This is a genomic window from Methylomonas rhizoryzae (genome assembly GCF_008632455.1).
Lineage (GTDB): Bacteria > Pseudomonadota > Gammaproteobacteria > Methylococcales > Methylomonadaceae > Methylomonas > Methylomonas rhizoryzae.
This window is the reverse complement of the sequence record NZ_CP043929.1, coordinates 1,009,260-1,027,806: the sequence shown is the minus strand read 5'-3', so window position 1 is coordinate 1,027,806 and position 18,547 is coordinate 1,009,260. Positions and strand designations below refer to the sequence as shown.

At 54.2% G+C, this 18,547-nt stretch carries 13 protein-coding genes; 3 read left to right on the top strand and 10 right to left on the bottom strand.

Annotated features, from left to right (window positions below):
- Window positions 1-5 precede the first annotated feature (5 nt).
- The 7 genes from F1E05_RS04805 to F1E05_RS04775 form a co-directional block, all read right to left on the bottom strand.
- Window positions 6-272 carry a DUF6129 family protein gene (locus F1E05_RS04805; protein WP_150047217.1) on the bottom strand — a complete coding sequence of 89 codons (267 nt, stop codon included), beginning with the start codon at window positions 270-272 and terminating at the stop codon, window positions 6-8.
- Between the two features lie 67 nt (window positions 273-339).
- Window positions 340-540 (bottom strand): 4Fe-4S binding protein, encoded by a 201-nt coding sequence (locus F1E05_RS04800; protein WP_150047216.1) that lies wholly within the window; start codon window positions 538-540, stop codon window positions 340-342.
- Between the two features lie 2 nt (window positions 541-542).
- Entirely contained in the window at window positions 543-764 is a 222-nt protein-coding gene (gene nifT / locus F1E05_RS04795) for a putative nitrogen fixation protein NifT (RefSeq protein ID WP_150047215.1), read from the bottom strand.
- A 107-nt stretch (window positions 765-871) separates the two neighbouring features.
- Window positions 872-2,443 carry a nitrogenase molybdenum-iron protein subunit beta gene (gene nifK / locus F1E05_RS04790; protein WP_150047214.1) on the bottom strand — a complete coding sequence of 524 codons (1,572 nt, stop codon included), beginning with the start codon at window positions 2,441-2,443 and terminating at the stop codon, window positions 872-874.
- A 153-nt stretch (window positions 2,444-2,596) separates the two neighbouring features.
- Window positions 2,597-4,075: a nitrogenase molybdenum-iron protein alpha chain gene (gene nifD, locus F1E05_RS04785; RefSeq protein ID WP_150047213.1), complete on the bottom strand. Its 1,479-nt coding sequence runs from the start codon at window positions 4,073-4,075 to the stop codon at window positions 2,597-2,599.
- 131 nt (window positions 4,076-4,206) lie between these two features.
- Window positions 4,207-5,079 (bottom strand): nitrogenase iron protein, encoded by an 873-nt coding sequence (gene nifH, locus F1E05_RS04780; protein ID WP_150047212.1) that lies wholly within the window; start codon window positions 5,077-5,079, stop codon window positions 4,207-4,209.
- A gap of 563 nt (window positions 5,080-5,642) precedes the next feature.
- A complete protein-coding gene (locus F1E05_RS04775) occupies window positions 5,643-6,170 on the bottom strand; it encodes a DUF2062 domain-containing protein (RefSeq protein WP_150047211.1) in 528 nt (175 codons plus the stop codon).
- 160 nt (window positions 6,171-6,330) lie between these two features.
- Between F1E05_RS04775 and F1E05_RS04770 the strand changes: the two genes are divergently transcribed.
- Complete coding sequence (locus F1E05_RS04770; RefSeq protein WP_150047210.1) at window positions 6,331-8,211, top strand: PD40 domain-containing protein; 1,881 nt, start codon at window positions 6,331-6,333, stop codon at window positions 8,209-8,211.
- Window positions 8,212-8,293: 82 nt separating this feature from the next.
- On the opposite strand, the gene F1E05_RS04765 is transcribed toward F1E05_RS04770, so the two are convergent.
- Complete coding sequence (locus tag F1E05_RS04765; protein WP_150047209.1) at window positions 8,294-9,622, bottom strand: PepSY-associated TM helix domain-containing protein; 1,329 nt, start codon at window positions 9,620-9,622, stop codon at window positions 8,294-8,296.
- A 91-nt stretch (window positions 9,623-9,713) separates the two neighbouring features.
- Between F1E05_RS04765 and F1E05_RS04760 the strand changes: the two genes are divergently transcribed.
- The gene (locus tag F1E05_RS04760) at window positions 9,714-11,993 is read left to right on the top strand and encodes a DNA internalization-related competence protein ComEC/Rec2 (RefSeq protein WP_150047208.1); all 2,280 of its coding nucleotides are present in this window, start codon (window positions 9,714-9,716) and stop codon (window positions 11,991-11,993) included.
- A 239-nt stretch (window positions 11,994-12,232) separates the two neighbouring features.
- Window positions 12,233-14,719 carry a diguanylate cyclase gene (locus tag F1E05_RS04755; protein WP_150047207.1) on the top strand — a complete coding sequence of 829 codons (2,487 nt, stop codon included), beginning with the start codon at window positions 12,233-12,235 and terminating at the stop codon, window positions 14,717-14,719.
- A 79-nt stretch (window positions 14,720-14,798) separates the two neighbouring features.
- On the opposite strand, the gene F1E05_RS04750 is transcribed toward F1E05_RS04755, so the two are convergent.
- Complete coding sequence (locus F1E05_RS04750) at window positions 14,799-15,188, bottom strand: hypothetical protein (protein ID WP_150047206.1); 390 nt, start codon at window positions 15,186-15,188, stop codon at window positions 14,799-14,801.
- A gap of 80 nt (window positions 15,189-15,268) precedes the next feature.
- Window positions 15,269-18,370 carry a TonB-dependent receptor gene (locus F1E05_RS04745; RefSeq protein WP_150047205.1) on the bottom strand — a complete coding sequence of 1,034 codons (3,102 nt, stop codon included), beginning with the start codon at window positions 18,368-18,370 and terminating at the stop codon, window positions 15,269-15,271.
- Between the last annotated feature and the right edge of the window lie 177 nt (window positions 18,371-18,547).

The following is an 18,547-nucleotide window of genomic DNA, read 5'->3' as shown; positions in this document are numbered from 1 at the left end:
CCTGCTTACTCGTCTATCACTTCTGCGATGACGATCCCCGAGGCATATTCGTGAACGCTAGTGAAACGCAAGCAGTGTTCGCGGCCGTCGACCAAGTAAAGGTTGAAGGTTCCGCATTCCAGCACAGGCTCGTGATTGGAAATGTCGTCGTCAAGGCAATAAGTGAAATGTAGGCCGGGATATTCCGCGCGCAACGAAGCTATCGTCGTCTCACTCAACACCCGACCTTTTACCGCCGTCGCTATCTCTTGTACTTGCTCGGGACTGATCATGTGGTTTTCCTAGATTCGTCGCTAATTTGGAAAAAAATAGAAGGTGTGTCCGCGAACCGGACCGATTTTAAGCTACTAAGGGCAAGATACAGTTATCTATGGGGCAAACTCTGACGCATTGCGGCTCATCGAAATCGCCTTCGCATTCGGTGCAGGTTTTTTTACTGATTTCGAACACCACTGCGCCTTCTTTAATCGAATCGGTAGGGCATACCGGTGCGCAATCACCGCAAGAAATGCATTCGTCTGCAACGATGTAAAGCGCCATGATTAGGCCTCCGCAACTTTTTTCGCCTGCAAAGTGATAGGAATCTTAGGCGGCGCATCCAGGACTTCAAAGAAATATTTGGAACCATCCCCTAAAATCACTTCGCCGCCCCATTTGTCCGGGCTGTCGAATTCTAACGATTCTATGGTCTCTTCCAAATCTTTTTTAGCAACGTAAAACAGTAGCTTGCCGTCTTCACGCTTTCTCAGCATCACGCTAGGCATAGATTTCTCCGATTGAGATAAGATTGTACGGGCTATGTTAACACCCGACTTGAAACGATGGGAGGGTGGGCTCGGGAGATCCCGAGCCCACCCTGGTACGTCTACGCTTAGCGGATCAAGTCGTAGTTGTAGTCGGTGGTTCCCATACCTTTGGTTTCTTTGTCCAACTGTTCCAGTACGCAGTTGACCAGGGTGGTCAGGATGTACATGGAGCCTTCGTAACCCAAGGTCGTCATTCTGTGCAGATGATGACGGTCGAAGATGGGGAAACCGATACGGATCAGCGGCACTTCAAACTCTTCACCTTTGTAATAGGTGTCGCGTTGAATGAACTTGCCGTACGAGTTACCGATCATGAAGTCCGGTTTGTTGGTGAACATCAATGAACGGAAATGCCACAAGTCGCGTCCGATGTGTACGGTGGTGTTTTTGCCGTAAGGAGATTCGGCCAACATCGCTTCGCACGCTTTTTTCCAGCGTTTGTTGGCGTGGTTAACCAATACGTCGGTTACTTCAGCGCCCAATTCCAGCAAGAATTTGGTCATACCCAACACGAAGTCCGCATCGCCGTACAATGCGAATTTTTTGTCGTGCAACCAAGCGTGCGAGTCGGTCATCATGTCGACCAAACGACCGCGTTCTTTTTCCAGCGATTCGGCAATCGGCTTACCGCTCAACTCGGAGATTTTCATCAAGAACGCGTCGGTCCATTCCAAGCCCATCGGAATGTTCAGTTTAGGCACGTCTTGTTTCCAAGTGGTTTCGACGAATTTTTTGGTTTTTTCCAATTGCCAAGGTTGCAACAGCACGGTAGTGATCGCGTTCGGCGCATCTTTGACTTCGTCGTAAGAAGTACCGCCCGAGTACATACGGAAAGTACCGTCGGCAGGCGTATCCAGAACTTCGGTAGGATCGCTCAACAAGGAATAACCTACGCCCATCTCTTTCATCATGCGATGAATCACGCGGTAGTTACCCAAGTAGGTTTCGAAACCCGGAACGAAGTTGATCTTACCGTTGGAACCGACTTCTTTGTCTTCCATGTAGTTCAGGGTGTAGTACCGGATGATACCCTCGAACATGTTGTCCCAACCGGTAACATGGCTACCAACGAAACTTGGAGTATGCGCAAACGGTACCGGATACTCTTTCGGAATATGGCCTTCGTTTTTGGCGTTGTTGATGAACGCGTTCAAGTCGTCGCCGATAACTTCCGCCATACAGGTGGTCGATACGGCAATTACGTCCGGTTGATACAAAGCTTTCGCGTTTTCCAAACCGGCGAAAATATTTTTTTGTCCACCGAATACCGCTGCGTCTTCAGTCATGGAGTCGGATACGCAAGACACCGGCTCTTTGAAATGACGGTTGAAGTAAGTACGGAAGTAGGCTACGCAACCTTGTGATCCGTGTACGTACGGCATGGTTTTTTCGAAACCCAATGCGCACAATACCGCGCCCAGGGGCTGGCAAGCTTTGGCGGGGTTGATTGTGATCGCTTCACGTTGGAAGTTCAGCTCTTGGTATTCTTTGGTAGTGGTCCATTCGAATACTTCATCGATTTGTTCTTGCGGAAAACGCTCTTCGTACAGGGCACGCTTTTCGGCAAGGTTGTCCTTGTATTCGTCGTTGCGAAATAAAGGGTAACTAGGTTCAATTTTGTCGACTTGTTGGCTCATAGTAATCTCCTAACGCGCCACTAATCTGTGGACAGGCGTGATTGGATTAAATCGGGTGTTATGCACCGATGTTCGTTGGGCATCGCGCAAAGCAGGCCGCTCTTGCTTCGGAGGGCAGGTGAGCAGCGGCTGCGCCCACCTTGCGCGTGCACATTACGCGACGGCTTTAACCGGCTCGCTTGCTGCCTCGGCTTTCCAAGGGGCCTTGACTTGTTTCCAGCAAGGATTGTTCAAGGTCATGTCCATATCGCGGGCGAAGATCGCGAAACCGTCGTAGCCGTGATAAGGGCCTGAATAGTCCCAAGAGTGCATTTGCCGGAATGGGATACCCATTTTTTGGAAAATGTATTTCTCTTTAATACCGGAACCGATCAAGTCGGGTTGCACTTTTTTAACGAATTCTTCGAATTCGTAACCGGTGACGTCGTCGTACAACAAAGTCGCATTGCCGATTTCTTTAATGGTACGGTCGTAGTCGTCGTTATGACCGAATTCGTAACCGGTACCGACCACTTCCATGCCCAAATCTTCATAAGCACCGATAACGTGGCGAGGACGCAGACCGCCGATGTACAGCATGACGCGTTTGCCTTGCAGACGTGGTTTGTATTTGGCGATAACCGCTTCGTATTCGGCTTTGTAGCGTTCGATTACGCGCTCTGCACCTTCTTTGATGGTGTCATCGAAGTGAGCAGCGATTTTGCGCAAAGATTCAGCAATTTTGGTCGGGCCGAAGAAGTTGTACTCGATCCAGGGGATGCTGTACTTTTCTTCCATGTGCCGTGCAATGTAGTTCATTGAACGGTAGCAGTGGATCAGGTTCAATTTAACTTTCGGGGTTTTTTCGATCTCGGCGATGGTACCGTCGCCGGACCATTGAGCTACTACGCGCAGACCCATTTCTTCCAACAAGGTACGTGAAGCCCAAGCGTCACCACCGATGTTGTAGTCACCGATAACGGCAACGTCGTAAGGAGTGGTTGGGAAGCTGTCGTCGCCGTCGCGTTTGTCCAAAACCCAGTCACGGATCGCGTCGTTGGCGATGTGATGACCCAGAGATTGCGATACGCCGCGGAAGCCTTCGCAACGAACAGGCACAACGGTTTTGCCGATGTCTTTGGATTTCGCTTTGGAAACCGCTTCGATGTCGTCACCGATCAAACCGATTGGGCACTCGGATTGGATAGAAATACCTTTGTTCAATGGGAACAATTGATCGATTTCATCGATACATTTGGCCAGTTTTTTGTCGCCGCCGAATACGATGTCTTTCTCTTGGAAGTCAGAGGTAAAGTTCATCGTTACGAATGCGTTAACGCCGGTGGTACCGATATAGTAGTTACGACGACCGGCACGGGAATATTGACCGCAGCCGACAGGACCGTGTGAAATATGGATCATATCTTTGATAGGACCCCATACCACGCCTTTAGAACCGGCATAGGCACAACCGCGGATAGTCATTACACCCGGCAATGATTTACGGTTGGAGGTAATGCATTTGTTGGATTTTTCCAACTCGTGATCGTTGACGGCTAAGTGTTTAGCCCGGTCTTTTTTTGCTTTTTCAGGGTAGATTTCGAGCACTTCTTGGATAAGCGCTTCGGTTTCTTCTCTAGTCATGGCAGCCATGATGTAATCCTCCTATGGTCGCGGGCAATCTCCCGACATAACCAGTTTTGAGAAATCGTTGGCAAGCAACGAGTACTGCTCGCCGTTTAAAGGGTGGGACAGCACAAGGCAACCCCACCCTGCTTGGCTAATTACTCTTGAGCAGCAGTTTTACCAATAGCGGATTCGTCTTCCGCTTCCATGATGCCGAATTCCATCAACAAGTCTTCCAGCTCGTCCATGGTGATCGGGCTTGGGATGACCAATTTTTTGTTTTCGATGATTTTTTGAGCCAAAGCGCGGTATTCGTTAGCTTGTTGCGCGGTTGGATCGTATTCGATAACGGTCATACGACGGATTTCAGCGCGCTGTACAACGTTGTCGCGTGGCACGAAATGGATCATGAAAGTACCCATGCGTTCTGCCAAAGCCATGATCAGCTCGTCTTCGCGGTCGGTGTTACGGCTGTTGCAGATCAAACCGGCCAAACGCACGCCGCCGGAGTTAGCGTATTTCACGATACCTTTAGCGATGTTGTTGGCAGCGTACATAGCCATCATTTCGCCTGAGCATACGATGTAAATTTCTTGGGCTTTGTTTTCGCGGATAGGCATAGCGAAACCGCCGCAAACAACGTCACCCAATACGTCGTAGAATACGAAGTCTAAGTCGTCGTCGTAAGCGCCTTCTTCTTCCAAGAAGTTGATAGCGGTGATAACACCACGGCCTGCGCAACCTACGCCGGGCTCTGGACCGCCGGATTCAACGCATTTAACGTCGCCGTAGCCGACTTTCAATACGTCTTCCAGTTCCAAATCTTCAACGCTACCGGCATCGGCAGCCATTTGCATGATGGAGTTTTGCGCTTTCGCATGCAGGATCAAACGGGTAGAATCGGCTTTAGGATCGCAGCCGACGATCATGACTTTTTTGCCGGCTTCAGCCAGAGCCGCAACCAGATTTTGCGTAGTGGTCGATTTACCGATACCACCTTTACCGTATATAGCACATTGACGTAATGCCATGACATTCTCCTCTTGTGGGCGTGTTGTTAATGACAATGCTATTAATGCAATGGCCATGCCAAACAGTTTTTTACCCACAACATCCTGTTTATATTATATTTTTTTAAAATAACCACAATCAAGGCGTGGATGCATAACGACAATTTGTTAGCCGATGTCATGTAACCAACATAGATCATGTGGTTTTGTGGCCGTCTGCTACCGGCGTTATCTCAACAAGGCATACCCTAAACAGAAGTTTGCGCATATCAAGGCCGTCCCTACCGATAGTGCGGGCTTGTTTTTAGCGATTTGATGACTTATGAGGCGCGAGGCTTGCGCTGGCCGGTCAAGCCCGAAAGTTCGGTTATGGCCGATTAAGATTGGAAACTTGGTAAACCAGTTGTATCTGCCGGTCATGCCGCCAGCACAAATAGTTTGGAACCTGTAAAATGGTTTTGTTAGCGCGACGAGCGCTTACAAACGGTAACTCCCTGCATTTGCCGTTTATTCGGCAAACGAGGCGAGGGCTTAGCGCCTAAGAATCAGGGCGGCGGCTAGCAGCATCGCCCTGATGCCGGCACTCAAGATTGCTGCCGTCTTTCTGCGCGCTGCCGTTTACGCACCTTCCAACGGTGGGCAACATGCCAATGCCAAAAAGCGTTCATTCCGAAATAACCGGCGGCGGAACAGGTAACCCCCACCACCAAGCAACCGAACAAAAACGGCCCGCCGATGTCGGCCATGCTGGAAAATACGCTGTCCAGCGCAAATTCGCCGTCGAAATGCGGTTTATTCAACAACCAAATGCCCACTAAATAAGCAAAGTAAAACAAGGGCGGCATGGTTATCGGATTGGTAATCCATACCAGCGCAACCGAAATGGGCAAATTAGCGCGAACGAACAATGCTCCGGCAGCGGCCATCGCCATTTGCGTCGGTGACGGCACCCAGGCGAAAAACAGGCCGACCGCGAATGCCAAGGCAACCGAATGGCGATTTAAATGCCACAAATTCGGGTCATGCAAACGATCGCCTAAAAACTGCAAGCTTTTTATCGATTTGATTTTTTCGGGATCCGGTAAATATTTTTTTATTATTTTTTTAGGCATTTCTACACTCTGCGTAGCTTGGGAAGCACTTAAGAATTCTATCAGGTTTAAGCAAGGCGCGGATACGCCTGCCTCCTCGCCCCAAAGTACATAGCTCAGCGACCGATTCAATTTGTTAACATATGTTTACATTTACTAATTTTCCGACAGGAGCGCATTTATGACCTGCTCTGCCGCCCGCATTGCATCGCGCGTGCACGGTTTCCCCTGGATATTACTGTTTTCGGCGATATTACTTTCCAACGCTGCAAACGCCGTACCGACGACGACCCGCATTTCTCTAACGTCCTCGGGACAACAAGTGGCGGGCGCCAACCAAAATCCGAGCGTATCCGCCGACGGCAGCGTCGTGGTCTTCGAATCGCTGGCGCCGCTGTTACAAGACGACAACAACGGCAAGGCCGATATTTATCTGGTAGATATCGTTTCCGGCGAAGTCGAACTGATTTCGGTCAATTCCGACGGCATCGTCGGTAACGCGGCCAGCAACCATCCGACGATCTCGGCTAACGGCCGTTACGTCGCCTTCGAATCCGCCGCCACTAATTTAGTCGACAGCGACAGCAATAAAGCGGTCGACGTGTTTTTACACGATAGGCAAACCGACGACACCATTCGAGTTTCGGTGAAAAGCGACGGCAGTCAAGCCGACAACTTCAGTCAACATCCGGCCATTTCGGCCGACGGCAGCACGATCGCTTTCGAATCCAAGGCGACAAATTTAGTCGCGGGCGACACCAACGGCCTGGTCGACATCTTCGTCCGCGAATGGGTGGCAGGCGCCACCGAGAGAATATCCGTGGCCGGCACCGATACCCAAGCCAACGGCCCCAGCGAAAGTCCTACCCTATCCGGCGACGGCAAATTCGTGGCGTTCAGTTCAATAGCCGGTAATCTGGTGGCGGGCGACAGCAACGCTAAATACCACATCTATTTACGGGATAGGGCTCAAGCGCAAACGCTTAGAGTCAGCCAAACCGCCGACGGCGTATTGGCCGACGGCGACAGCTACGCACCCAGCATTTCGGCTGATGCGGTTTACGTCGCGTTCGAATCCGATGCCACGAATCTCATCACAGGGGACTACAACGGCTTGCGCGATATTTACGTGCTGGACAGGAAGTACCAAGAACACAATAACCCGCCATTCGCCCGCATGGTCAGCCCTTCGTTGGAAAACGCCTATTCCTCGAATGCCACGATCAGCAGCGACGGTCGCTATGTGGTTTACAGCTATCGAGCGAACAACGTCAACCAAATCCTGGTCGGCGATACCCAATACGGGCGTGTCAACAATGTATCGGTAGCCACGTACATACCGCCCTGGATCGCGCCTTACGGGCAAGCCGGTAACGGCAGCAGTGCCAATCCCAGCATATCGGCTAACGGCCGCTTTATCGTATTTGACTCGGTCGCTACCGACATTGCCCTTGGGGATACCAATAACAAAGACGACGTGTTTTTGCACGACCGCGGCGCTTACCAATGTTTCGGTTTTTACCCGGATATTTTCGTATTTCCCACCCAAGTCACCATCAAAGGCAGCAATGCCTCCGACGTTATTATCGGCAACAGCAAAAACAACATCATTAACGGCGGTAAGGGTGACGATATCATTTGTGGCTTGGACGGCAACGACAACATCAAGGGCGGCGACGGCTACGATTCGATAGACGGCGGCTACGGCAAAAACGTCATCAACGGCAACAACGGCGACGATTATTTAATCGCCGGCCCGGACAACAACGTCATCAACGGCGGTAACGGCAACGACATTATCATTACCGGCCCCGGCGCCGACCGCATCAACGGCAACAACGGCAACGACGAAATCCACGCCGGCGACGGCAGCAATCGGGTTAACGGTCAAAACGGCGACGACACCGTTACCACCGGCACCGGCAACGACATCGTTAACGGCTCCGCCGGCAACGATACCCTGGACGGCGGCGACGGCACCGATAAACTCAGCGGCGGCCCCGGCACCGACACTTGCAACAACGGCGAAAAATACCGCAGCTGCGAAACACTCGACCAATAATGCCTTAGCTCTCAAGGACAAGATTCAGGCTAAGCGCTGCTCTTGTCCTTGAGATTTTGATGAAATGGCAGTACGGTCCGCTTTATTCGCCACGGTTTAAGCGCTCTCTACACTGCGCGGCGAAAACCCGAAATCGGCGCGCACCGGATGCGACCGCCCAACGTGTCAGGTATTTACAACCATTCCACCAAGTCAACAGCAGCAAAATTAGATTTTTACCCGCATTTAACAGCCTGGCCGGCAAAGCTCGCGCCCACAAGCCCGGCCGGACGGCTTTATCCTGCAAGTGCCCGTGGCGGTATAACCAGTGGGCAACGCCGCTAGTCCACAGCAACAACGGTACGAACCCCAGCAAAAACCATAACAAACGCCCCCCGCTACCGAAGGCCTCGCCGGTATGTAGCGGCCATTGCCAGGTGGTGAAGGTCTGGCCGGGCGTGTATAAAATCGGATTGTTGACCGCGCGAATCTGCCCGCTCCACCGGTCTATCCACACCGTAGTAAACGAGTGGCGTTGATTGAGTTCGCGCCGCTGCCGCAAATTGACTTTGTAAGTTCCCAATTCTCCGGCCGGGGTAGTGACTCGCCGCAATTCGGAACTCGGAAACAGGCCGCGGGCGACCAATACCGCTTCCTCAACTGAAATCGGTCTGCCGTTAGGCACCGCGGTACTGCGGACATTCGGCCCGGCATCGCCGTGCCCCATGCCGCCAGCCCCGGTCCACGCCTCCAACAATGCCGGATTGGCCAGATGAAAACCGGTAAATGCCAGCAGCAATAGCAAAATCGCGCTCGTAAGTCCCAGCAGCCGATGGCTGTCCATTAATAAGCGCATCAAACCCGCATCGTGGCGTAGGCGCAACGCCTTGAGCAAATTGCTCCGTCCCGGCCACCACAGGCACAAGCCACTGAGCACGGATAGCATCAGCAGTACAGCCAAACGTGCCACCCAAACTCTGCCGGCCGCGTCCAATAACCAATGGCTGTGCCAATCGGCCACCCAGGTAGTCAAGGTTTGCCCCCAAAACCGATTGGCGAGCACCCGCCCCGTATAAGGATCCACCGCAACCATCAGCGGTGCGTACCACAGATCTACGCTTTCGCGCGGTTTTTCGAACCAGGCCGTCAGCACACCGTCAGAACTTACCGGCATTTCCAAGACCCAAGAACCGTGTCTATCCGGGTGGGCTTTTCGAATTTCCGCTAATATTGTATCTAACGGCAAAAACTGATTCGCCTTGGCCTCGACATGCAGCTCGGGATTGAACAGCTTATCCAACTCTTCCCGGTAAACGCTGAAGCTGCCGGTAATTCCCTGCAGTACAAACAACAGCCCGACCGCCAAGGCTAAAAACACATGAGATTGACGCCAAATCTTACGCAGCAAATTGTGAGGCAGGTTGAACGACATGAATAAGCAACCGGTTAATAAAATCCGCCAGTGTACAAAACGCAGCCTAGCCGCGCAAAATTCTCCGGAGATGCGCTGACACCGCAACCCCATGTGGTGGTCGCTCGCCTTCGTAGCCGGGATAGCCTGGGTACAACAATTGACCCGCTTGCCGGATGTGCCGGAAGCTCTAGCGCTGTGCGCCTTGACTTTCACGTTCGGCCGCACCCGGCTAGGCTTGCGACACTGGGGGTGTGCGTTGTTGTCGGCAATATTGTGGGCGTCGTTATTCGGCCACTGGCGCTTGGCCCAGCGTTTGGATGCACAATGGGAAGGCCGTGATGTTCGCATTGAGGGCTATATTGCCGACTTGCCGCGCATCGATCAGCATAGGATCAGCTTCGAATTCGCGGTGCTGAAAGCCGCGCCCGGCATTCCCGGAAAAATTCGTCTCAGCTGGTACGAACCTACTCCCCTGCTAAAAGGCGGACAAAGTTGGGCATTGACAGTACGCCTGAAAGCCCCGCACGGACGCAGCAATCCCGGCGGCTTCGACTACGAGGCCTGGCTGTTCGCCAACGGGATAGACGCCACAGGTTACGTGCGAACCAACCCGACCGCGGCACACGTAACATCCCCGCCGTTCTCGCCGACCAGAACGCTAGCCGCCTGGCGGCAGCGCATTTCCGACAACCTCGATCTCGCCATGCCGGCCGAGGCTGGTTTAGGCATCGTCAAAGCGCTGACGATAGGCGATCAGCAACAAATCGATCGTCCGCAATGGCAGCTGTTCCGCCGCACCGGCGTGATTCATCTCATGGTCATCTCGGGCGCCCATGTCAGCCTGATCGCCGGCCTGGTGTTTTGGGCCGCCGGCCGGGCCGCCGCTTGGCTGGGGCCCGGCAAACTAGCGCCTCCCGCAATCGCGGCAGCGGCGGCATGGTCGGCGGCCTTGCTCTACGCCGGCTTAGCCGGCTTGACCATACCGGTACAACGCGCCCTGGTCATGTTAAGCATAGCCCTGCTGGCCTTGGCTTGGCAGCGGCATAGTTCGGCGAGCCGCACCCTTTGTTTGGCCTTGGTTGCCGTCACCGCTTTCGATCCGTTGGCCGTGATTTCGCCCGGTTTCTGGCTATCGTTCGCCGCCGTCGCTTGCTTGCTGTATATATCCGGCGGACGTTTGGTACCGGATTCGGCTTGGCGGCGCGCCGTTACGCTACATATCGCCATGGCGGCCGGCTTGACGCCGCTATTGATTCTGTTTTTTCAGCAAACCTCGCTGATCGCCCCCATTGCCAACGCGTTGGCGGTCCCACTGGTCGGCTTAATCGTCACCCCGGTTGCGTTATCGGCAGCCGCTCTAGGCTTGCTATCCAGCGAATTAGCCGGCGTTTTGCTTTGGCCGCTTGGTTTTATCATCAATGGCTTATGCGATGCGCTAAACCTGTTGGCTACCATTCCCGCCGCCAGTGTCTCACTGCCGGCGCCGTCGTCCTTCGCGCTCGCATGCGCACTGGCCGGCGTCGCTTTAGCCTTGGCACCGCGCGGCTTGCCGGGCCGGCACTGGTGCGCGGTGTTTTGCCTGCCGCTGCTGTTTCCGACACGCGACCTACCGCAACATGGCGATTTTCGCTTAAGCGTGTTAGATGTCGGCCAAGGTCTGTCGGCCGTGCTGGAAACCTCGGAGCACGTACTGGTCTTCGATACCGGCCCGCGTTTCTCCGAACAGGCCGACATGGGCGAAAGCGTGGTCTTGCCGTATTTGCGTTACCGCGGAATCCGCCGAATCGACACGCTAATAGTAAGCCACGCCGACAATGACCATAGCGGAGGCACCGCCTCTTTACTGGCCGAGATGCCGGTCGACACCATCTACAGTAGCGCCCCTTATTGGGCCAAACAACAGCGCGGTCGCTATTGCCGCGCCGGCCAGCAGTGGGAATGGAACGGGATTGGCTTTCGCATGCTTGGCCCGCTGGAACACCCCTTTGCCTCGGAAAACGACAACTCTTGCGTCTTGCAAATCAACGGCCCGCACTTTGGCGTATTGTTCAGCGGCGACATCGAACGCGCAGCCGAGGATAGTTTGACAAGCGGCTATGGCGGCAGCCTGGCCAGCACTATTTTGATTGCCCCGCACCACGGCAGCAAAACCTCTTCGAGCCCGGCATTTTTGCAGCAAATCAAACCGGCTTGGGTACTCATTCCGGCAGGTCACGCCAACCGTTTCGGCTTTCCGCATCCTGCCGTTAATGCCCGCTACCAACAATTGGGCGCTTCCGTATTGATCACCGGCCGGAGCGGTGCGATTGTAGCCTCCGTAACCGGCAACCATCTGGACATGCAAACTTGGCGCGCTTCGCAACGCCGCTATTGGTTAAGCCCACCATGACCGGCACTTCTCGAATGGCAGCAACCTTGCCGCAACGGCCAAGCTAAAATCGTCAGCACATGGAAAGACGCCGTGGGGCCACCCATTCGTTACGGTTTAACAACATTGACGCTATGATAGCTGCAGCTTATTTTTCAAACGCCTTCACACTATGTTTCGCAATTTTGTATTAAAGGCGCATTCCCGCCGATAATCACAACGTACCCCCTCTCTCAAACCATGGCATCAACAACATATCGATGAACTACCGCTTTTCCGACTTGGTCGACATCGAACAGTTTCACAGTTTGCTGCAATCGTTATATGAAGCGACCGGCATACTTCATGGTTTGATCGACACCGACAATCAGATTATCAGCGCGGCCGGCTGGCAAAAAGTCTGCACGGATTTTCACCGCGCCACCCCGCGAACCTTGGAGCGCTGCCAACAAAGCAACTGCGCCTTGGCGGACAGCGTGGCGGAAGGTCAATACTGCGGCTGCGCATGCACTAACGGTCTATTCGATTACGCCACGCCTATCATCGTGGAAGGCCGGTCATTGGCGACCTTACATTTCGGCCAGGTGCTGCACGAGCCGCCCGATTTGGAGTTTTTTCGCAAACAAGCGCAACAAATGGGTTTCGACGAGGCGGAATATCTTACGGCGATTCGGGCCGTGCCTATCATTGAGCGCGAGCGTATCAAACCTATCATGAACTTCTACGTGCAGTTGGCGCAAATGTTGGCCGGCAACGGTTTGAACCGCTTAAAACAGAGGGACACCGAAAAGCGTCTTGCGGACTTGAATGAAAATCTGTCCCGCCACGTCGCCCGGCGCACCGCCGAACTCACTGAAACGAACCGGCAATTATTGGCCGAAATCGAGGAACGGGAGCGAACGGCGGATGCACTACGCGACAGCCGGATACAACTCCAGGCCATCTTGGATTCTTCGCCCATCGGCATAGGCTGGTCGAATGTGAACGGCCAAATAGAGTACATCAATGAACGCTTTATCGATTTGTTTGGTTACAACTTAACCGACATTCCCACGATAGAGCATTGGTACCGGCTGGCTTACCCGGACGAAAACTACCGTAACCAAGTCGTCGCCAAGTGGGTGCAGGAAACCGCCGAGGCTCGCTCTAAAGGCCTCAAGCCGCCGCAACTGGAAGCTTCGGTGACATGCAAGGACGGCTCGATTCGGCGGGTGGACATGATCGTCAATTGGGTCGGCAACCGCCGCTTGGTCAGCTTTCACGACATCACCGACCGTTGGCGCGCCGAACAGCACGATCAAGCCCGAAAATCGACCCTGGAATTAATTGCTACCGGCGCATCGTTACCGCAGATTTTGCTGGACATCGTGCACAATTTGGAAGCCGAAAACCCGGGGATGCTGTGCTCCATCCTGTTACTGGACCGGGACGGCCAACACCTGATACACGGTGCCGCACCCAGTTTGCCGGAGTTTTACAACGAGGCGATTAACGGCATCAGCACTGGCGTCGGCGTAGGTTCTTGCGGCAGCGCGGTCGCCACCCGCAAACGAGTCATCGTGGAGAATATTCAAACCCACCCTTACTGGGCGCCTTATAAAGAACTGGCCGCATCGGCCAAGTTAGCGGCCTGCTGGTCCGAACCGATTTTATCGTCCAAAGGCCGGATACTCGGCACCTTCGGAATCTATCACCATCATCCGCAGGCGCCGAGCGAGCAGGACTTGGAACTGATAGAAAGCGCGGCCAACCTTGCCGCCATCGCCATAGAACATTCGCAAACGGAAGCCGAACTGGAACGCCAGGCGCATACCGACTTTTTAACCGAAATCGCCAACCGCCGGCATTTTATGGCATTGGCGGAAGTCGAATTGGCCCGTGCTGTTCGCTACGGCTCGGCCTTAACGCTATTGATGCTGGACATAGATTATTTTAAAGCGATCAACGATAGATTCGGTCACGACACCGGCGATCAAGTACTCAAGCAAGTGGCCGGCATTTTGCGTCAAACCTTGCGAGAAGCGGACCAAGTCGGCCGACTGGGCGGCGAGGAGTTTGCCGCGGTTCTGCCGGAGACCGCTTGCGAGGAAGGCAAACAGATTGCCGAACGTTTGCGCATAGCGGTATCCGCCGCCGACTTGGCGAACAAAGACGACATTCCGGTGCGGGCCACTATTTCGATCGGCGTTGCAACGCTGAATCATGGCCCGGAAAATTTGAACGTCCTGCTTAAACGCGCCGACCAAGCGCTTTACGCCGCCAAAAAACACGGCCGCAACCAAGTACAAGCCGCCGACTGTTCCGCGGCGAGTAACGCCCATTATCCGGCCGGCTTAGTGAAACTGAGCTGGAACAACACCTACAAAACCGGCAACGAATTAATCGATCATCAGCATGAAACCTTGTTCCAATTAGCGAACGATTTATTAGCGGCCGCTATCGCCAAAACCCCGTCCCCGCAAGCCGCGGCCATTCTGAACAATCTGGTCGCAACGCTGCAGCAGCATTTTCACGACGAAGAAACCGTGCTAGCCCAAATCGGCTTTCCCAATCTGGAGCACCACACGAGCTGCCATAAGCGCCTTAGCGAGTTAACCCTGCAGCGCGTAGCCGCGTTTCGCCGCGGCGAATTAGGAACCAGCGAACTATTCGGATTTTTAGTCCACGAACTCATCGCCAAACATATGTTGATCGAAGATCAGGAATTTTTACCCTACCTGAAAAACCATTCGTCAACCGAGAGCTAGCCATGCGTGCGCCCGAGCGGAAAGAGTGCTAAGCCTTTGTACATTGCGCTTCCAAGCCTTTAGAAACGCCGGGGGGCCGTTACAAAGCGCGACTCAACAGCGCCGCGCCCACTCCGATAAAACCGATAGTAGTTAGCGCAAAGCTGATTGCGGTGTATACCCGCCAATGATTTTTCTGCCAGAAATCCGGGTCGAATGCGGCGATGACGAATACCGTGGGATTGGCAAAGCCGCCGATTGCCACGCACCAACAGGCGAACACCGGCAAATCGATGCCCACGCCGTAAAAAGCCAAGTTGAACAAGGCCATCAGCGCATAATCGACGTGGGCGCGGATCATGGTTTTGTAATCCACCAGAAATTTTCCGTCTATGCCCGGAATCGGAAACCAGCGGGCGAAAGTCATCAGCCACGCCGATGCGATTAAGGCCGCCATGCAAGCGACCGCGCCTATCAATAAAATCTCCATGTTGCTCCTGTTTGTGTCTGATTATTCGATGGTTTAAAGCGGCGCTATGGTAACCCGAACCGGCACAATGCAGGACGCGCTTAAAAGTTCAGCTCCACCCCGGCCCAATAGGCGCGCGGCGCGCCGGGGCCGATGAAGGTGCTGCTCAGCCATTCCGCGGAATTGTAATTCCAACCGCTGCCGCCCACGGCGCCGCGAATAGACGGCGAGAACGGATTGACCCCCAGCCGACTGGCGGTGGCGTATTCGCGGTCGAACAGGTTGTTGACCATGGCAAAAAATGCCAAACCGTTGCCGACTTCGTATCGGGTTTTCAGATGAAACACCACGTAACCCGGCGTTTTGCCCTCGTCGGCGAACTGCCGGCCTTTCAACAACACCCGCTCGCCCTGCTCGTTAAAGCCATAGTAATATTCGTAAGCCCCCTGGCTGTGTTGGTTGTTTTCGTTACCGCGCGCGTACGACGAGGAATGCGCCACCATGGTGATGCCGAATTGCCATTGCTCGGTCAGGTGCAAGTTTAACGAAGCGTTGATGTTGTGCAGCGGGATGCCCGGCATGCGGTCGCCCGGTCGCACTTCTATCATATCGTTCAAAGCCCGTAGCGGGCGGCCGGTCTCGTCGTACAACACTTGGCCGTAGCTGGCGTCCGGGCTGACCACGGCTGCGCTGCTGTTGTGTGCGCTGAGCATGAACAAATGCGATTGAAAAGTCGCATCGGTATAGCCGTAATTGACGCTGATGTCGGCAATGCCGGCCTTGCCGTTGAAGCCGAATTCGATGCCTTGCCGCCGGGTTTCGCCTATGCTGTCGAAAAAACTGCGGTCGGCGGTGATGCCCACCAAATAAATATCGTCGCGAATATCGGTGCGATACAAACCGGCATTCCAGTTCCAATCGCCGAAGGCCTTACCGCGCAAGCCGACTTCATACGAATCGGCGAAAATTTGCGGCAGATACGGATCGCCGGACAAGGCAGTAGGCAGGGTGCAAGCGCCGCCGACCGATGCCAAGCTTTTCGGGATCAGCGGCGAATTGGGATCGCCCGGCGTTTGTCTGACCAAGGTACCGTCGTAAGCACAACCCAATTCGACGCTGGACGGGGTGCGGGTACCTTGGCTCCAGTTGAAAAACGGGTTCAGGTCCCGATACGGCACGTCTTGGTCTTTAAACGGCAAATAGCTGATGCCGGCCGACGGATTGAACGACAGATAGTCGAACACTTCCGAGGTCGGCGTTTCCGAATATTGGCCCAAGCCCCAATACGGATCTTGCGACAAATACACGTCGGACAACCAAGAACGGTCCTGATAATTCGGATCGTTGGGGCAGGAAGCCGGATCGTTCGACGGACAGACGATGACGTTGGGCCGGTATTGATTGAGGTTTTGAATGTCGCTCAAGCTTTCGAAACCGGCCCGGGTCCGGGCGCGCATGCGGTTTTTGACTCGGGTGCGGTTAAAGCGCCCCGATACGCTCAAGTGCAAGTTGTCCCAAGGCGAATAGGTTTCGCTGAAATAGGCGCTGAGAGTAGTCGACTTGCCCGCAAAACTATTGTTGACGATATCTTGCTGCCCGGCGGTATAAATCGGATCCAGTGCACTCGGATCGCTGTACACCCTATGGCTGGCGTCTATCAGAGCCAAACGCTGGCTGGTGGCGAAATCGGTATTGGCGTCGTCGATCGAACCGCCGAACATGAATTTATGCTGTTTGCCGTTCCAGTTCAATTGCAAGGAAGCGCCGTCGGTCAATTGACCGACCGCAGTCTTGCTGATGACACCGATGGGCGTACCCTGGACGACCCCGCTGGGCGAATGCCTGGGATCGGTGGAAATCGGATCGGTATTGTCGCCGGCCGCACCGTCGCGCGGCCCGCTGGTACGGTCGTATTTGACCTTGCTGCATGGAAAATTCAACGACGGCAAACGAACCAGATAGTTGCTGTCGGCTAGAGACAAATTTTCCATGTTCAGCGTGCCGCTATCGACGTAGCCGTCGCCGTCGCGGTCCAAGCCGTAATCCGGCAAGCCGTCGTGGTTGACGTCCTGATACAGACAAACCGGATCGCCGGTCAGCGTGCCGTTCGCCTGCATCGGCCGGTCCAAATCCCCGGCCTCCATCTCGGAAAAGTCCTCGTAAATATCCCCGGCTACCGCCTGGCGGCTACTGTCGCGCCGATAAATTTGTCCGGTCAGACTGAGCTCGTCGTTAAAAAACAATTCGCCGCCCAAGGTGAATTGTTGCAGCTCGTTAGTGGTCGCGTCCGGCGAAGTGAATACGGCACTCGGATCCTGCCGGTACAAACTGGTCGGTACCAAGCCGTTGCCCAACAATTCGTTGCCGACCAGCAAGCTGCTGAAGCGCAACGCGTAATTGTCCCCACGTAAATCCAGGCGGGCGAAACCTTGATTGACTTGCGACGGCGAGTTTTGCCGCCAGCCTTCCTCGTCGAAACCGGTAAAGGCGATAAAGCCGCCCAAGGTGCCGTTATTCCAACCGGCGGTCAATTCGCCTTTTTTTCTATCCCAGGAACCGCCGGTAAAGCGCAACGAGGTTCCGGTATCGTCGAAACCGTTCTTGGTACGTAGCGACAGCGCCCCGCCCAGAGTATTCAAGCCGAATAGCGGGTTGGAGCCGGGAAACACATCCACGCCGGACAAGGCATTCATCGGCACCAAATCCCAATTGACGACGTCGCCGAACGGCTCGTTGACCCGTACCCCGTCGACGAACACCGACAAGCCTTGCGGGGTACCAAGCTGCGGCGACGCGGAAAACCCGCGAAAACTGATGTCCATTTGAAACGGATTGCCCTGGTAATCGTTGACGTTGATCGACTGCAGCCGGCTGTTCAGCAAATCGCCCATACTGGTGGCGAACGAGGCCTTGATCTCCTCGCCGCTCAAGGATTGCACGTTACCGGGGATTTGCTCCTTTTCCAACAGCAGACCTTCCAATGGCCCGAGTTTGGTTGCGGCTTTCTCTTCCACCACTACGGTTTCCAGTTCGGTCGCCTCGTCTACCGCAATTTCCTGCAAAACCGTTGGCGACTCCTCCGCTTGCGGTGCTTGACACCACGCCGCGTCGGCGGCCAACCCGCATAGACCGGCTAACAAAACGCGTTGAACACGGCCCGCCGGGCCGGCGGCGAAAACAATTCGGGAGAGTAATGCGGGCATGCAAGCGGTGAAGGGTTGACGGGCAAACGAAATCAATCGACCAGCCGCCTCTAACGGCCTAAGGCATTCTACAAGACCACACCCCGGCCATATATGGGAAAAATTCCTTTATATTTCAATGAATTTAAGGAGTTTTTCCTATACGCAAATCCGCCTTATCCCACTAGTCTTTTGCGG

Bases quoted from the DNA above. Each gene is read 5' to 3' on its own strand.
- F1E05_RS04800 (WP_150047216.1), bottom strand. From the start codon at position 540: ATGGCGCTTTACATCGTTGCAGACGAATGCATTTCTTGCGGTGATTGC.
- F1E05_RS04805 (WP_150047217.1), bottom strand. From the start codon at position 272: ATGATCAGTCCCGAGCAAGTACAAGAGATAGCGACGGCGGTAAAAGGT.
- nifH (WP_150047212.1), bottom strand. From the start codon at position 5,079: ATGGCATTACGTCAATGTGCTATATACGGTAAAGGTGGTATCGGTAAA.
- F1E05_RS04770 (WP_150047210.1), top strand. From the start codon at position 6,331: ATGACCTGCTCTGCCGCCCGCATTGCATCGCGCGTGCACGGTTTCCCC.
- nifT (WP_150047215.1), bottom strand. From the start codon at position 764: ATGCCTAGCGTGATGCTGAGAAAGCGTGAAGACGGCAAGCTACTGTTT.
- F1E05_RS04750 (WP_150047206.1), bottom strand. From the start codon at position 15,188: ATGGAGATTTTATTGATAGGCGCGGTCGCTTGCATGGCGGCCTTAATC.
- nifK (WP_150047214.1), bottom strand. From the start codon at position 2,443: ATGAGCCAACAAGTCGACAAAATTGAACCTAGTTACCCTTTATTTCGC.
- F1E05_RS04755 (WP_150047207.1), top strand. From the start codon at position 12,233: ATGAACTACCGCTTTTCCGACTTGGTCGACATCGAACAGTTTCACAGT.
- F1E05_RS04760 (WP_150047208.1), top strand. From the start codon at position 9,714: ATGTGGTGGTCGCTCGCCTTCGTAGCCGGGATAGCCTGGGTACAACAA.
- F1E05_RS04745 (WP_150047205.1), bottom strand. From the start codon at position 18,370: ATGCCCGCATTACTCTCCCGAATTGTTTTCGCCGCCGGCCCGGCGGGC.
- F1E05_RS04765 (WP_150047209.1), bottom strand. From the start codon at position 9,622: ATGTCGTTCAACCTGCCTCACAATTTGCTGCGTAAGATTTGGCGTCAA.
- F1E05_RS04775 (WP_150047211.1), bottom strand. From the start codon at position 6,170: ATGCCTAAAAAAATAATAAAAAAATATTTACCGGATCCCGAAAAAATC.
- nifD (WP_150047213.1), bottom strand. From the start codon at position 4,075: ATGGCTGCCATGACTAGAGAAGAAACCGAAGCGCTTATCCAAGAAGTG.